Origin of the sequence: Vibrio zhugei, assembly GCF_003716875.1 — a bacterium.
GTDB classification, from domain to species: Bacteria; Pseudomonadota; Gammaproteobacteria; order Enterobacterales; family Vibrionaceae; genus Vibrio; species Vibrio zhugei.
This window is the reverse complement of the sequence record NZ_CP033078.1, coordinates 2,220,811-2,234,404: the sequence shown is the minus strand read 5'-3', so window position 1 is coordinate 2,234,404 and position 13,594 is coordinate 2,220,811. Positions and strand designations below refer to the sequence as shown.

Sequence of the window (13,594 nt, the reverse complement as noted above, 5' to 3'; positions counted from 1 at the left end):
TTGTACTTTTAATCGCCAGGTAGCTGCATAATTGAGCGGTTGAGCTGAATTGTCTGGTTTTGTGCAAATTAGCTATTGCGAACTGTCAGAAAGTGCCTATAATTTGATTCCGTTGTCAGGCATACGTAAGTATCTTGCTCACAACAAGCGGCAATTAAGTTTAAGAAATTAAATGAAAAAAGTGGTTGACTTGAAAAGACTAATCGCTAAAATGGCCGTCCGCTTTGAGATAAAATCAAAAAGCGAAGCTCTTTAACAATTTAAACCTATCAATCTGTGTGGGCACTCGTTGATGATAATCAATAGCTTCTTAGGAAGCACAATTGGTTTCAATGAACTGAGTGACCAATCGAGATTAACCGAGTTAATCTTGGCACAGTCAATTCATTACTATTCTGTTGGAATAGTAATAGCTTTAAAATTACGTTCATCTTCGGATGAATTTTAGTTTTGAAGTCAGTATTCATTGAGCCACAAAAAACTTTAATTGAAGAGTTTGATCATGGCTCAGATTGAACGCTGGCGGCAGGCCTAACACATGCAAGTCGAGCGGTAACAGAAAGAAAGCTTGCTTTCTTTGCTGACGAGCGGCGGACGGGTGAGTAATGCCTGGGAAATTGCCTTGATGTGGGGGATAACCATTGGAAACGATGGCTAATACCGCATAATGCCTTCGGGCCAAAGAGGGGGACCTTCGGGCCTCTCGCGTCAAGATATGCCCAGGTGAGATTAGCTTGTTGGTGAGGTAAGAGCTCACCAAGGCGACGATCTCTAGCTGGTCTGAGAGGATGATCAGCCACATTGGGACTGAGACACGGCCCAAACTCCTACGGGAGGCAGCAGTGGGGAATATTGCACAATGGGCGCAAGCCTGATGCAGCCATGCCGCGTGTATGAAGAAGGCCTTCGGGTTGTAAAGTACTTTCAGCAGTGAGGAAGGGGTGATGTTTAATAGACACCATTCTTGACGTTAGCTGCAGAAGAAGCACCGGCTAACTCCGTGCCAGCAGCCGCGGTAATACGGAGGGTGCGAGCGTTAATCGGAATTACTGGGCGTAAAGCGCATGCAGGTGGTCTGTTAAGTCAGATGTGAAAGCCCGAGGCTTAACCTCGGAATAGCATTTGAAACTGGCAGGCTAGAGTACTGTAGAGGGGGGTAGAATTTCAGGTGTAGCGGTGAAATGCGTAGAGATCTGAAGGAATACCAGTGGCGAAGGCGGCCCCCTGGACAGATACTGACACTCAGATGCGAAAGCGTGGGGAGCAAACAGGATTAGATACCCTGGTAGTCCACGCCGTAAACGATGTCTACTTGGAGGTTGTGGCCTTGAGCCGTGGCTTTCGGAGCTAACGCGTTAAGTAGACCGCCTGGGGAGTACGGTCGCAAGATTAAAACTCAAATGAATTGACGGGGGCCCGCACAAGCGGTGGAGCATGTGGTTTAATTCGATGCAACGCGAAGAACCTTACCTACTCTTGACATCCAGAGAACTTTCCAGAGATGGATTGGTGCCTTCGGGAACTCTGAGACAGGTGCTGCATGGCTGTCGTCAGCTCGTGTTGTGAAATGTTGGGTTAAGTCCCGCAACGAGCGCAACCCTTATCCTTGATTGCCAGCACTTCGGGTGGGAACTTCAGGGAGACTGCCGGTGATAAACCGGAGGAAGGTGGGGACGACGTCAAGTCATCATGGCCCTTACGAGTAGGGCTACACACGTGCTACAATGGCGCATACAGAGGGCAGCCAACTTGCGAAAGTGAGCGAATCCCAAAAAGTGCGTCGTAGTCCGGATTGGAGTCTGCAACTCGACTCCATGAAGTCGGAATCGCTAGTAATCGTGGATCAGAATGCCACGGTGAATACGTTCCCGGGCCTTGTACACACCGCCCGTCACACCATGGGAGTGGGCTGCAAAAGAAGCAGGTAGTTTAACCTTCGGGGGGGGGCGCTTGCCACTTTGTGGTTCATGACTGGGGTGAAGTCGTAACAAGGTAGCGCTAGGGGAACCTGGCGCTGGATCACCTCCTTACTACGAATGATTATTGCGATGAGTGTTCACACAGATTGATACGGTTTAGTTATAGAGAGCACCGCGTTAACTCCTCTGCCCTCCTTTGATGGCGAGAAACTATTGTGTCCCGTTCGTCTAGAGGCCTAGGACACCGCCCTTTCACGGCGGTAACAGGGGTTCGACTCCCCTACGGGATACCATTTTTAAGTGCATCAGTTTGTGCTCTTAAAAATGGTGTTTTCATTTGCTAGTAATTAGTAAAGAAAAGACACATTGCTCTTTAACAATTTGGAAAGCTGACAAAATACTCTTTTAGAAGAGTATTTGTAAAAGTTCTCAATTATTTCATCTAGTGTTCTAGACGAAATAAACAAAAACACATTCAAGTGTTCTTGGATTCACTGTTTTTCAGTGAATATTCAAAATTGAGTCCGGCAATATCGAGTCTGCAACATGTCCTTTTTGTCTTCACTTTTCAAAGTGAAAGCAAAGAGTTATGCAGACAAACTTTGGTGATTTGATTCATCAATCCAAAACTTTTTTGGGTTGTATGGTTAAGTGACTAAGCGTACACGGTGGATGCCTTGGCAGTCAGAGGCGATGAAGGACGTACTAACTTGCGATAAGCGTAGATGAGGCAGTAAGAGCCACTTGAGTCTACGATGTCCGAATGGGGAAACCCACCTGCATAAGCAGGTATCATTAACTGAATACATAGGTTAATGAGGCGAACCGGGAGAACTGAAACATCTAAGTACCCCGAGGAAAAGAAATCAACCGAGATTCTGGAAGTAGCGGCGAGCGAAACCGGATTAGCCCTTAAGCCATTTATGCGTCAGGTGAAGTGTCTGGAAAGGCACGCGATACAGGGTGATAGCCCCGTAACCGGCAACGTATTTATGGTGAAATCGAGTAAGGCGGGACACGTGATATCCTGTCTGAATATGGGGGGACCATCCTCCAAGGCTAAATACTCCTGACTGACCGATAGTGAACCAGTACCGTGAGGGAAAGGCGAAAAGAACCCCTGTGAGGGGAGTGAAATAGAACCTGAAACCGTGTACGTACAAGCAGTAGGAGCCTCTTTTATGGGGTGACTGCGTACCTTTTGTATAATGGGTCAGCGACTTATATTCAGTGGCAAGGTTAACCGTTTAGGGGAGCCGTAGGGAAACCGAGTCTTAACTGGGCGCACAGTCTCTGGATATAGACCCGAAACCGAGTGATCTAGCCATGGGCAGGTTGAAGATTGAGTAACATCAATTGGAGGACCGAACCGACTAATGTTGAAAAATTAGCGGATGACTTGTGGCTAGGGGTGAAAGGCCAATCAAACTCGGAGATAGCTGGTTCTCCCCGAAAGCTATTTAGGTAGCGCCTCGGACGAATACTACTGGGGGTAGAGCACTGTTAAGACTAGGGGGTCATCCCGACTTACCAACTCTTTGCAAACTCCGAATACCAGTAAGTACTATCCGGGAGACACACGGCGGGTGCTAACGTCCGTCGTGGAGAGGGAAACAACCCAGACCGCCAGCTAAGGTCCCAAATTATTACTAAGTGGGAAACGATGTGGGAAGGCTCAGACAGCTAGGATGTTGGCTTAGAAGCAGCCATCATTTAAAGAAAGCGTAATAGCTCACTAGTCGAGTCGGCCTGCGCGGAAGATGTAACGGGGCTAAGTAATAAACCGAAGCTGCGGCAATGCGATTTATCGTATTGGGTAGGGGAGCGTTCTGTAAGCCGTTGAAGGTGGATTGAGAAGTCTGCTGGAGGTATCAGAAGTGCGAATGCTGACATGAGTAACGATAATGGGGGTGAAAAACCCCCACGCCGGAAGACCAAGGGTTCCTGTCCAACGTTAATCGGGGCAGGGTAAGTCGACCCCTAAGGCGAGGCTGAAAAGCGTAGTCGATGGGAAACGGGTTAATATTCCCGTACTTCTTACAATTGCGATGGGGGGACGGAGAAGGCTAGGTGGGCCTGGCGATGGTTGTCCAGGTTCAAGTGCGTAGGCTGAGTATTTAGGTAAATCCGGATACTCAAGGCTGAGACACGACGTCGAGCACCTAAGGGTGTGAAGTCATTGATGCCATGCTTCCAGGAAAAGCCTCTAAGCTTCAGATTGTAAGGAATCGTACCCCAAACCGACACAGGTGGTCGGGTAGAGAATACCAAGGCGCTTGAGAGAACTCGGGTGAAGGAACTAGGCAAAATGGTACCGTAACTTCGGGAGAAGGTACGCTCTATATAGGTGAAGAGACTCGCTCTTGGAGCCGAAAAGAGTCGCAGATACCAGGTGGCTGCAACTGTTTATTAAAAACACAGCACTGTGCAAAATCGTAAGATGACGTATACGGTGTGACGCCTGCCCGGTGCCGGAAGGTTAATTGATGGGGTTAGACTTCGGTCGACGCTCTTGATCGAAGCCCCGGTAAACGGCGGCCGTAACTATAACGGTCCTAAGGTAGCGAAATTCCTTGTCGGGTAAGTTCCGACCTGCACGAATGGCGTAATGATGGCCACGCTGTCTCCACCCGAGACTCAGTGAAATTGAAATCGCTGTGAAGATGCAGTGTACCCGCGGCTAGACGGAAAGACCCCGTGAACCTTTACTACAGCTTGGCACTGAACATTGAACCTACATGTGTAGGATAGGTGGGAGGCTTTGATATGCAGACGCTAGTTTGTATGGAGCCGTCCTTGAAATACCACCCTTGTAGTTTTGATGTTCTAACTTGGTTCCCTTATCGGGAATGAGGACAGTGCCTGGTGGGTAGTTTGACTGGGGCGGTCTCCTCCCAAAGAGTAACGGAGGAGCACGAAGGTGGGCTAATCACGGTTGGACATCGTGAGGTTAGTGCAATGGCATAAGCCCGCTTAACTGCGAGAATGACAATTCGAGCAGGTGCGAAAGCAGGTCATAGTGATCCGGTGGTTCTGAATGGAAGGGCCATCGCTCAACGGATAAAAGGTACTCCGGGGATAACAGGCTGATACCGCCCAAGAGTTCATATCGACGGCGGTGTTTGGCACCTCGATGTCGGCTCATCACATCCTGGGGCTGAAGTCGGTCCCAAGGGTATGGCTGTTCGCCATTTAAAGTGGTACGCGAGCTGGGTTTAGAACGTCGTGAGACAGTTCGGTCCCTATCTGCCGTGGGCGTTGGAGAATTGAAAGGGGCTGCTCCTAGTACGAGAGGACCGGAGTGGACGAACCTCTGGTGTTCGGGTTGTGTCGCCAGGCGCATTGCCCGGTAGCTAAGTTCGGGATCGATAACCGCTGAAAGCATCTAAGCGGGAAGCGAGCCTTGAGATGAGTTCTCCCTGGCGCTTTAAGCGTCCTAAAGGGTTGTTCGAGACTAGAACGTTGATAGGCAGGGTGTGTAAGCGTTGTGAGGCGTTGAGCTAACCTGTACTAATCGCCCGTGAGGCTTAACCATACAACACCAAAAAGGTTTTGTAACGGACTCAATAGAGTACTTGAGTGTGTGAGAACGGCTTTGTAGAAGCCAAAAAAACAGCTTTCCAGATTGCATGAGTATCGCGTGAGCGGTAGTCATAAAAGAATTTGCTTGGCGACCATAGCATTTTGGCCCCACCTGATCCCATGCCGAACTCAGAAGTGAAACGAAATAGCGCCGATGGTAGTGTGGGGTTTCCCCATGTGAGAGTAGGTCATCGCCAAGCTTTAATCCTTGTCTTAAGAGATAACAACTCTCAAGACAGAACTAAAGATAAAGCGTTATTTAAGTAAGACTTGTCTTTAGATACTGAACATAGCGGAGCGGTAGTTCAGCTGGTTAGAATACCGGCCTGTCACGCCGGGGGTCGCGGGTTCGAATCCCGTCCGTTCCGCCATTTATTTTAGGGGTGTAGCTCCAATTGGCAGAGCAGCGGATTCCAAATCCGCGTGTTGGGAGTTCGAATCTCTCCACCCCTGCCATATCAATGAGCCTCAGTCGCAAGACTGAGGCTTTTTTGTTTGTTGTTTAGTATTGATTCAGAGATGGGAAGAGCAGCGGATTCGCTTTCCATAAAACAGCGCGTGTTGGGATTCGACTCTCTCCACCCCTGCCATATCAATAAGCCTCAGTCGCAAGACTGAGGCTTTTTTGTTTGTTGTTTAGTATTGATTAAGTGATGGGAAAGCGCAGCGGATTCGCTTTCCACAAAACAGCGCGTGTTGGGAGTTCGAATCTCTCCACCCCTGCCATATCAATGAGCCTCGGTCGCAAGACTGAGGCTTTTTTGTTTGTTGGTTATCATCGATTGAGTTGCAGAAAAGCGCAGCGGATTCGCTTTCCATAAAACAGCGCGTGTTGGGCGTTCGAATCTCTCCACCCCAGCCATATCAATGAGCCTCAGTCGCAAGACTGAGGTTTTTTTGTGTGTTGGTTATCATCGATTGAGTTGCAGAAAAGCGCAGCGGATTCGCTTTCCATAAAACAGCGCGTGTTGGGAGTTCGAATCTCTCCACCCCTGCCATATCAATAAGCCTCAGTCGAAAGACTGAGGCTTTTTTGTGTGTTGGTTATCATCGATTGAGTTGCAGAAAAGCGCAGCGGATTCGCTTTCCATAAAACAGCGCGTGTTGGGCGTTCGAATCTCTCCACCCCTGCCATATCAATCAGCCTCAGTCGCAAGACTGGGGCTTTTTTGTACGTGCTCTGCTGAGCGACGTGGCAGAGTGTTGTAAAGATTAAGTCATTTGAATGCACATTCAAAAATCTTCTCGAAGCGAGCTTGTTTAGCTGTTACTCTAATGATAACGATCTACATCACAAAAATAGTTAGATTGCGCAGATTATTGGTACAGCAACATAGGAGCTATTATGAATTCAGTGGTGAATACTATTCAAGCCCACCGTTCTATTCGAGCCTTTAAAGATCAACCGATCACGAAAGAACAGTTGGATGCGATTATTGAAAGTGGCTTAGCAGCCTCGACGTCTAGCTTATTACAAACCGTCTCTATCGTACGTGTGACGGATCCTGCCAAGCGTAAGGCATTAGCTGAACTTGCTGGTCCTCAACCATGGATTGAAGCGGCAGCTGAATTTTTGGTGTTCTTCATTGATTACCAACGCCATCATGAGATTAGTGATCAAGTTAAGTCCGAATACACTGAGTTGACTCTTATTGGTGCTGTCGATGCTGGGATCATGGCGCAGAATTGTCTGCTAGCTGCTGAATCGATGGGATTGGGAGGTGTTTACATTGGCGGATTACGTAACGATCCTGCACGTGTTGATGAGCTTCTCGGCCTACCTGAACACACCGCGACATTATTTGGCATGTGCTTAGGTCATCCAGATCAAGATCCAGAGAAAAAACCTCGTTTATCGGCGAGCGTTGTCGTTCACGAAGACCATTATCAGCCTTTAGATCATCAAGCGATCGCTGAATATGATCAAACCATGCTCGATTACTATGCTGCACGCTCCAGCAATGCTAAGCATCAAGGATGGTCTGAGCAAATTACGCAGACCTTGAGTAAAGAAGCTCGTCCTTATATGCAAGACTACTTGCACAGTAAAGGCCTCAATAAAAAATAACACCGTCAAATACGAGAGTCATTATGACATGGCCTCTTATTGCCGATGAGGATAAAAAAACCTGACCGAAGTCAGGTTTTTTTATTGGGTAACTTTTTAAGCAAGACCTTGAATAACAACAAACTTTTCGAGCAGTTGTTCTTCTGTCTCTACATGATTGGGATCAGTAACGATGCACTTATTGATAGGGCAGACTGATTGACATGTCGGCACATCATAGTGGCCTTTACATTCTGTGCAGAGGTCAGGGTCGATTTCATAAATCTCATCACCTAAATAAATAGCGCCATTCGGACATTCAGGTTCACACATATCACAGTTTGTGCATTTCCCCGTAATCAAGAGTGCCATACTTATTTTCCTGTTGGATTACGAGTATCTTGGCCACCGCTAAGGTTACGCATTAATAATGCATAGCTTAAATCCATATCTTCGGGGACGGGAATAAAGACAAAATGACCATTCCCTTTGGCATCATCGACCGCTTGGCTCTTACGGTTTTCCATCATTTCAAGGGTAAACACGACATTGCCTTTGGGGGTCATCAGTTCAAGACTGTCGCCCACGAGGAATTTATTCTTCACTTCCACTTCAGCCAGCTCGCCACGACGTTTACCCGTAAATTCACCAACAAACTGTTGTGTATCAGACACGGAGTAACCATATTCGTAGTTTTGGTAGGTATCATGTGTATGACGACGCAAGAACCCTTCGGTGTAACCACGGTGTGCTAAGCTCTCGAGCGTGGTCATTAGCGATTCATCGAACGGTTTACCTGCGACAGCATCATCAATGGCTTTACGATAGACTTGTGCTGTTCGAGCGCAGTAATAAAATGATTTAGTTCGACCTTCAATTTTTAATGAGTGAATCCCCATTTTGGTCATACGTTCGACGTGCTGAATCGCTCTAAGATCCTTAGAGTTCATGATATAAGTACCATGCTCATCTTCATAAGCTGCCATCTTTTCATCCGGCTTGTGGCTTTCTGATAACAGCACGACCTCATCGGTTGGCTTACCGAGACCAATCGCAGAATCTGGTCGTTCACTTTGCACTTCAATCGCTTGAGTGTCTGCCTCTTTTTTCGGATCAAAGGCTTCGACAATTTGACCGGACTCGTTTTCAGTGCCTTTTTCAACTTTGTATTCCCAACGGCAGGCATTGGTACAAGTGCCTTGGTTCGGATCGCGCTTATTCATGTAACCAGACAATAGGCAGCGACCTGAGTAGGCCATACATAACGCACCGTGTACAAACACCTCAATTTCGGTATCTGGGCAGTTCTCACGAATTTCTTCGATCTCTTCCAATGACAGCTCACGAGACACAATGACGCGTTCTACACCATTCGCCGCCCAAAATTTTACCGTTGCCCAGTTCACCGCATTGGCCTGTACGGAGAGATGAATGGTCATCTCAGGGAAGGCTTCACGCACCATCATGATAAGCCCAGGGTCAGACATGATCAGCGCATCAGGGCCCATATCAACCACGGGTTTTAAATCGCGAATAAATGTCTTGAGTTTCGAGTTGTGCGGTTGAATATTACAAACGACATAGAATTTTTTGCCTTGGGCATGAGCTTCGTCGATACCAATTTGTAGGTTTTCGTGGTTAAACTCATTATTACGAACGCGCAGGCTATAACGAGGTTGACCGGCATAAACGGCATCTGCGCCATAGGCAAAGGCATAACGCATGTTCTTAAGGCTACCCGCAGGTGATAGCAATTCAGGAACGAAAGTGCTAGGTGTTGTCATGATTTTGTTCTCAATCTGATTTCAAGTCAGGCTAATACCACCTAGTGGTATTAGGTTGGGGCGCAGATTTTACGTCAAATTGAAGACTATGGATAGAGGAGAGCCAAGAAAAACCACTCTATTTATATGGGAAATAGAGTGGTGAAGATAGAATTAATGCTGAGCGTCTGGGAATCCACCTAAAGCATCAAATAGATTTGGCAGAAAGGCACCGAGTTCTGCACACATCAGCGAGAAATCCGCATCAAAGCGGGCGGCTTGATCTTCGCGCGGAATGTCTTCGTTTTCTTCTTTGAGCTCATCACTAAACCCTAAACGTTTAATGCTGCAATCATCACTCAAAACAAAACTGATCCGGTCTTGCCAGTTCAGCGCTAATTTTGTCACCACTTTGTTGTGTTCAATGTGACTCAATATTTCTTCACTGGTGAGTTCTTGTTTTTTACAACGGATCACGGCGCCATCTTCGAGTAATGAACGAAGCTCGGCTTCATCCATAAGAGAAAAACCTTGTGGCAATTGACCGTTTTGCACCCACTCGGTTAAGATACTTTCGATCGCCGTTTCTGGAATCGCGGGTACCACTGGAAGGCTGCCTATCGTTTTACGCAATAGTGCGAGGACATCTTCTGCTTTTTTGTAGCTGCTTGCATCGACCAGAATCAATCCTTGGCTTGGCATAATCAGGACATACGTATACTGGCTACGTGGAAACGCGCGTGGCAGCAAATCAATCACAATATCTTCTTTAATATTGTCTTTTTCTTTTTTCTTAAGCGGACGACCTTCCTGCTGTTCAAGGGCGTCGACTTTTTCAGCCAATGATTCTTTGATCACGGATGCTGGCAGCATTTTTTCTTCTTTCTTGGCACAAAGTAGGATGCGATCATCACTCACGTGCGTCATCATGTCACCTTGTTTGCCCATAGCATGAACCCAGCCAAATTTCTGTTTATCTTGGCTGCCGCACGGTGTGAAGCGAAATTCGTTCAGTTGTTGTTCCAGCTTGTCAGCATTGAAAGTTACATCACGGTTAACGCGATAAACCATACAGTTTTTAAACCACATATTTCTTTTTTCCTTATTCGAAAGTTCACCATAATAGGGTATTTCACTGCACTTGTCTTAGGCAATTTCATCGCTATCTAGGTGAATATCGTGAGAAACTTATATGAAAAATTCTTTGCAAAGGTCACAAAAGTGTCATAATTATTCTTGATAATGCCTACAGTTGATAATAAGCAAAGGTTATTCAATTATGACTAGAAGGATTCTAGTAGTTGAGGATGAAGCGCCCATTCGTGAAATGCTGTGTTTTGTCCTCGAGCAAAAAGGTTACCAAGCCGTTGAAGCGGAAGATTATGACACGGCCGTCAGCAAACTCGGTGAGCCCTTCCCTGATCTTGTGTTACTTGATTGGATGTTACCGGGGGGCAGTGGTATCAACTTCATTAAGCATATGAAACGTGAGGAACTGACCAAAAATATTCCTATCGTTATGCTGACTGCTCGTGGTGAGGAAGAAGACAAAGTCCGTGGCCTTGAAGTGGGCGCGGATGATTACATTACCAAACCTTTTTCACCGAAAGAATTGGTGGCACGCTTAAAAGCCGTGATTCGACGTGTGACGCCAACCGCTTTAGAAGATGTGATTGATGTTCAAGGTCTCAAACTTGATCCGGTTTCTCATCGGGTGACATCCGAAGATGCGCCACTTGATATGGGGCCGACCGAATTTAAAATGTTGCACTTTTTCATGACACACCAAGAACGTGTGTATAGCCGCGAGCAACTGCTTAATAACGTTTGGGGCACCAATGTGTATGTTGAAGACCGAACAGTCGATGTCCATATTCGTCGTTTACGAAAAGCGTTAGAGAGCGTGGGACACGATAAACTGATTCAAACCGTACGTGGTGCCGGTTACCGTTTCTCCACTCGAGCTTAATAAGGTCCCGATGTAACCCTATGACTGAACGACTGACCTGGAAAAAGCTGGCTTGGGAGCTGGCTTTTTTTTACTTGCCTTGGATCCTTGTAGGATGTGTTTTTGGACATCTTTCATGGTTGCTCTTTGCCGCGACCGCGTTGCAATTGCTATGGCATCTTTATAATCAAATTCGGTTGTCGTCTTGGTTGTGGGATGAAAAGCGCTTGTCACCACCTTCTGGGTCCGGTCATTGGGAGTTTCTATTTAATGGTATGTATCGGCTACAACAGCGCCAACGCAAAAAGCGGCGTGAGCTCAGTGGTCTCATTCGTCGTTTTCGTAATGGGGCTGAGTCCTTACCTGATGCGGTTGTGGTGTTTCGCTCCGAAGGTAACATCGTTTGGTGTAACCGGTTAGCGCAACATTTACTCGGGTTTCAATGGCCGGATGATAACGGTCAGCCGATTTCCAATTTAATTCGCTCGCCAGATTTTATTAAATATCTTAAGAAAGCCGATTTCACTGAACCACTGGAAATTCGTTCCCCCCTCAATGTTGAGCGGTCACTGGAGTTACGAATTGTGCCGTATACTGACGGTGAGCACTTGATGGTGGTTCGGGATGTCACGCAGTTAAAGCAACTTGAAGGCATGCGCCGCAACTTCTTTGCGAACGTCTCACATGAACTGCGTACACCGATGACGGTATTACAAGGGTATTTGGAAATGACCGAAGATCCGGATATGATCGTCGGCCCAATGTGGAGTAAAGCGCACGGCGTCATGACCGAGCAGCTCTCTCGCATGAACAGTCTTGTGAACCAATTGCTCACGTTATCCAAAATTGAGGCTGCGCCCAAACATGAGCTTGAAGATATCGTCAATGTCCCCAGCATGCTTGACGTTCTTGAAAAAGAAGCTCAGAGCCTCAGTGGGGAGGGCAATCATCAGCTTGTCTTCGATATCGATCACCAGCTCACCGTCTATGGTGATGAAGATCAGTTACGCAGCGCCATTTCTAATTTGGTTTACAATGCGGTCAAATACACACCGGATGGTTCGACGATTACGGTACGTTGGTTCTCGTCGATACAGGGAGCGCATTTGCAAGTGATTGATACTGGTGACGGGATTGAACCTCAGCACTTACACCGCCTCACAGAGCGATTCTATCGCGTTGATAAGGCTCGTTCTCGTGATACGGGTGGCAGTGGCTTAGGACTGGCAATCGTAAAGCATGCGTTATCTCATCATGAATCTCGTTTAGATATTCAAAGTAAAGTCGGTGAAGGCAGTCAGTTCTCGTTTGTGCTACCGCCCCGCTTAGTGGTGCGCCGTGATGACACGATATAAACTGTTCCGTCGGTGTCTTATTGTCTTATTGATGGCCATCCCAGCGTTGGTTCCCTCTGTGGTTGCGGCGAAAAACAGCGACGCCCGATTACCGTATTACCATAAAAGCATTGGCGTCACTGGCAGCCTAACCAGTGTCGGGTCGGATACATTAGCTGGGCTCACCACGCTGTGGGTCGAAGATTTTAAAACGCTTTACCCCAATGTAGATGTTCAGGTGCAAGCGTCTGGCTCAGCAACCGCTCCGCCCGCCTTAACCGAAGGTACCGCACAAATTGGACCGATGAGCCGGCCGATGCGCTCTCGTGAAATTGATGGCTTTGAGCGTGAGCATGGCTATAAACCGATTGAGCTAAAAATTGCGATTGATGCGATTGGCATCTTCGTGCAAAAAGACAATCCGATAAAAGGCCTCAACTTCGCGCAAATCGACAGTATGTTCTCGGAAACATTAAATTGTGGGGCGACACATAAAATTACCACTTGGCAGCAGCTTGGGTTACCGCAACGCTGGGCCAAACGCGGCATCCAATTATTTGGTCGTAATTCTGTCTCCGGAACTTATGGATATTTTAAAAAAGTCGCTTTGTGTCGTGGGGATTTTAAACGCAACGTCAATGAGCAGCCGGGATCGGCCTCTGTTGTGCAGTCTGTGGCGTCCTCGATTAACGCGATAGGGTATTCTGGAATCGGTTATCGCGTATCTGGAGTGCGATTACTGCCTATTGCCAAGCAAGGGACCGATTATATTGAGCCAACGAAAGCGAATATTTTTTCCGATCGTTATCCGCTATCCCGTTATGTGTACGTTTACGTCAACAAGAATCCGCTTAAGCCATTGGCCCCCATTGAGAGAGAATTCATTCGTTTTATTTTCTCGCGCCAAGGTCAGGCGCTGGTGCAGCGCGAAGGGTATCTTTCTCTGCCCGTCGCACAAGCAGAGAAAGAGCTGGCTAAGGTCGGGCTAACGCCTTAATCGC

General features: G+C 47.3%; 7 protein-coding genes, 3 tRNA genes and 3 rRNA genes. 10 read left to right on the top strand and 3 right to left on the bottom strand.

The genetic code is table 11. The annotated features are described in order from the left end of the window. Positions 1-484 precede the first annotated feature (484 nt). From EAE30_RS15530 to nfsA, 7 genes are all read left to right on the top strand, one after another. Positions 485-2,030: ribosomal RNA gene (locus EAE30_RS15530) — 16S ribosomal RNA — on the top strand. A 106-nt stretch (positions 2,031-2,136) separates the two neighbouring features. Next, a tRNA-Glu gene (locus EAE30_RS15525) sits at positions 2,137-2,212 on the top strand. Between the two features lie 352 nt (positions 2,213-2,564). Beyond that, positions 2,565-5,454 (top strand): 23S ribosomal RNA (locus EAE30_RS15520). A gap of 131 nt (positions 5,455-5,585) precedes the next feature. After that, a 5S ribosomal RNA gene (gene rrf, locus EAE30_RS15515) occupies positions 5,586-5,701 on the top strand. The 16S, 23S and 5S rRNA genes sit together here with 3 tRNA genes alongside, the layout of an rRNA operon. Before the next feature lie 94 nt (positions 5,702-5,795). Beyond that, positions 5,796-5,872: transfer RNA gene (locus EAE30_RS15510), tRNA-Asp, on the top strand. Between the two features lie 8 nt (positions 5,873-5,880). Then, positions 5,881-5,957 (top strand) — tRNA-Trp (locus EAE30_RS15505). Positions 5,958-6,846: 889 nt separating this feature from the next. Next, entirely contained in the window at positions 6,847-7,569 is a 723-nt protein-coding gene (nfsA, locus tag EAE30_RS15500; RefSeq protein WP_123016727.1) for an oxygen-insensitive NADPH nitroreductase, read from the top strand. Positions 7,570-7,665: 96 nt separating this feature from the next. On the opposite strand, the gene EAE30_RS15495 is transcribed toward nfsA, so the two are convergent. The 3 genes from EAE30_RS15495 to rdgC form a co-directional block, all read right to left on the bottom strand. After that, the gene (locus EAE30_RS15495) at positions 7,666-7,920 is read right to left on the bottom strand and encodes a YfhL family 4Fe-4S dicluster ferredoxin (protein WP_123016726.1); all 255 of its coding nucleotides are present in this window, start codon (positions 7,918-7,920) and stop codon (positions 7,666-7,668) included. Positions 7,921-7,922: 2 nt separating this feature from the next. Further along, positions 7,923-9,332, bottom strand: a complete 1,410-nt coding sequence (trhP, locus tag EAE30_RS15490) for a prephenate-dependent tRNA uridine(34) hydroxylase TrhP (protein ID WP_123016725.1) — start codon at positions 9,330-9,332, stop codon at positions 7,923-7,925. A 153-nt stretch (positions 9,333-9,485) separates the two neighbouring features. After that, complete coding sequence (gene rdgC, locus EAE30_RS15485) at positions 9,486-10,400, bottom strand: recombination-associated protein RdgC (RefSeq protein WP_123016724.1); 915 nt, start codon at positions 10,398-10,400, stop codon at positions 9,486-9,488. A gap of 190 nt (positions 10,401-10,590) precedes the next feature. On the opposite strand from rdgC, the gene phoB reads away from it, so the two are divergent. From phoB to EAE30_RS15470, 3 genes are read left to right on the top strand one after another with little or no spacing between them, the layout of a single operon-like run. Continuing rightward, positions 10,591-11,280 (top strand): phosphate regulon transcriptional regulator PhoB, encoded by a 690-nt coding sequence (gene phoB, locus EAE30_RS15480; protein WP_123016723.1) that lies wholly within the window; start codon positions 10,591-10,593, stop codon positions 11,278-11,280. A gap of 20 nt (positions 11,281-11,300) precedes the next feature. After that, positions 11,301-12,614 carry a phosphate regulon sensor histidine kinase PhoR gene (phoR, locus tag EAE30_RS15475; protein ID WP_123016722.1) on the top strand — a complete coding sequence of 438 codons (1,314 nt, stop codon included), beginning with the start codon at positions 11,301-11,303 and terminating at the stop codon, positions 12,612-12,614. Further along, the gene (locus tag EAE30_RS15470; protein ID WP_261809143.1) at positions 12,601-13,590 is read left to right on the top strand and encodes a PstS family phosphate ABC transporter substrate-binding protein; all 990 of its coding nucleotides are present in this window, start codon (positions 12,601-12,603) and stop codon (positions 13,588-13,590) included. The genes phoR and EAE30_RS15470 overlap by 14 nt, the downstream gene beginning before the upstream one ends. The last annotated feature ends 4 nt before the right edge of the window (positions 13,591-13,594 follow it).

Coding starts and splice junctions, on each gene's coding strand:
- nfsA (WP_123016727.1), top strand. CDS start 6,847: ATGAATTCAGTGGTGAATACTATTCAAGCCCACCGTTCTATTCGAGCC.
- EAE30_RS15495 (WP_123016726.1), bottom strand. CDS start 7,920: ATGGCACTCTTGATTACGGGGAAATGCACAAACTGTGATATGTGTGAA.
- trhP (WP_123016725.1), bottom strand. CDS start 9,332: ATGACAACACCTAGCACTTTCGTTCCTGAATTGCTATCACCTGCGGGT.
- rdgC (WP_123016724.1), bottom strand. CDS start 10,400: ATGTGGTTTAAAAACTGTATGGTTTATCGCGTTAACCGTGATGTAACT.
- phoB (WP_123016723.1), top strand. CDS start 10,591: ATGACTAGAAGGATTCTAGTAGTTGAGGATGAAGCGCCCATTCGTGAA.
- phoR (WP_123016722.1), top strand. CDS start 11,301: ATGACTGAACGACTGACCTGGAAAAAGCTGGCTTGGGAGCTGGCTTTT.
- EAE30_RS15470 (WP_261809143.1), top strand. CDS start 12,601: ATGACACGATATAAACTGTTCCGTCGGTGTCTTATTGTCTTATTGATG.